Source organism: Nocardia sp. 2TAF39 (genome assembly GCF_052114905.1).
Taxonomy (GTDB): Bacteria; Actinomycetota; Actinomycetes; order Mycobacteriales; family Mycobacteriaceae; genus Nocardia.
This window is the reverse complement of record NZ_JBFRFQ010000127.1, coordinates 1-1,619: the sequence shown is the minus strand read 5'-3', so window position 1 is coordinate 1,619 and position 1,619 is coordinate 1. Positions and strand designations below refer to the sequence as shown.

Genomic DNA, 1,619 nt, shown 5'->3' with positions numbered 1-1,619 from the left:
GATGATGCCAACCGTGCCCTGATGGGTGCGAATATGCAGCGTCAGGCTGTGCCGCTGATCCGTTCCGAGGCGCCGATCGTGGGCACGGGCATGGAGTTGCGTGCCGCGGTGGACGCGGGCGATGTCGTGGTGAACGAGAAGGCTGGTGTGGTCGAGGAGGTTTCGGCCGACTATGTGACGGTGATGGCCGAYGACGGTACGCGTAAGTCGTATCGGATGCGGAAGTTCAATCGGTCGAACCAGGGCACCTGCTCCAACCAGCGTCCGATCGTGGACGAGGGTCAGCGGGTCGAGCACGGTCAGGTGCTGGCGGATGGTCCGTGCACCGAGAACGGTGAGATGGCCCTGGGTAAGAACCTGCTCGTGGCGATCATGCCGTGGGAGGGCCACAACTACGAGGACGCGATCATCCTGTCGCAGCGTCTGGTGGAGGAGGACGTTCTCACCTCGATCCATATCGAGGAGCACGAGATCGATGCCCGTGACACCAAGTTGGGTGCCGAGGAGATCACCAGGGATATCCCGAACGTCTCCGACGAGGTCCTGGCGGATTTGGACGAGCGTGGCATCGTGCGGATCGGTGCCGAGGTCCGCGACGGTGACATCCTGGTCGGTAAGGTCACGCCGAAGGGTGAGACCGAGCTGACTCCGGAGGAGCGGCTGCTGCGGGCGATCTTCGGTGAGAAGGCCCGTGAGGTGCGGGATACCTCGTTGAAGGTGCCGCACGGCGAGTCCGGCAAGGTCATCGGTATCCGGGTGTTCTCGCGTGAGGACGACGACGATCTGCCTCCGGGGGTCAACGAGTTGGTGCGCGTGTATGTGGCGCAGAAACGCAAGATCCAGGACGGGGACAAGCTGGCCGGTCGGCACGGTAACAAGGGTGTCATCGGCAAGATCCTCCCCACCGAGGACATGCCGTTCATGCCCGATGGCACCCCGGTCGACATCATCCTGAACACCCATGGTGTGCCGCGTCGTATGAATATCGGCCAGATCCTGGAGACCCATCTGGGCTGGATCGGTAAGGCAGGCTGGCAGGTCGACAACGCCGACGGCAGCCGCCCGGACTGGGCGCAGGCGCTGCCGGAGGAGATGCTGGGCGCTCCGGCCGACTCCAACATCGCCACGCCCGTTTTCGACGGGGCGCGCGAGGAGGAGCTGACCGGTCTGCTGGCCTCGACGCTGCCCAACCGCGATGGCGAGCGCATGGTCAACGACGACGGCAAGGCCACGCTGTTCGACGGACGTTCGGGCGAGCCGTTCCCGTACCCGGTGGCAGTCGGTTACATGTACATCCTCAAGCTGCACCACCTGGTCGACGACAAGATCCACGCCCGCTCGACCGGCCCGTACTCGATGATCACCCAGCAGCCGCTCGGTGGTAAGGCGCAGTTCGGTGGTCAGCGGTTCGGTGAGATGGAGTGCTGGGCCATGCAGGCCTATGGTGCGGCGTACACGCTGCAGGAGTTGTTGACCATCAAGTCCGACGACGTGGTCGGTCGCGTGAAGGTCTACGAGGCGATCGTCAAGGGCGAGAACATCCCGGAGCCGGGCATTCCGGAATCGTTCAAGGTCTTGCTCAAAGAACTCCAGTCGCTGTGCCTCAACGTCGAGGTGCT

1 protein-coding gene is annotated in these 1,619 nt (G+C 63.8%); it reads left to right on the top strand.

Annotated features, from left to right (window positions below; translation table 11 throughout):
* The coding region (gene rpoB, locus AB4Z47_RS30615; protein ID WP_441956189.1) for a DNA-directed RNA polymerase subunit beta at window positions 1-1,619 on the top strand (1,619 nt) is incomplete at both ends.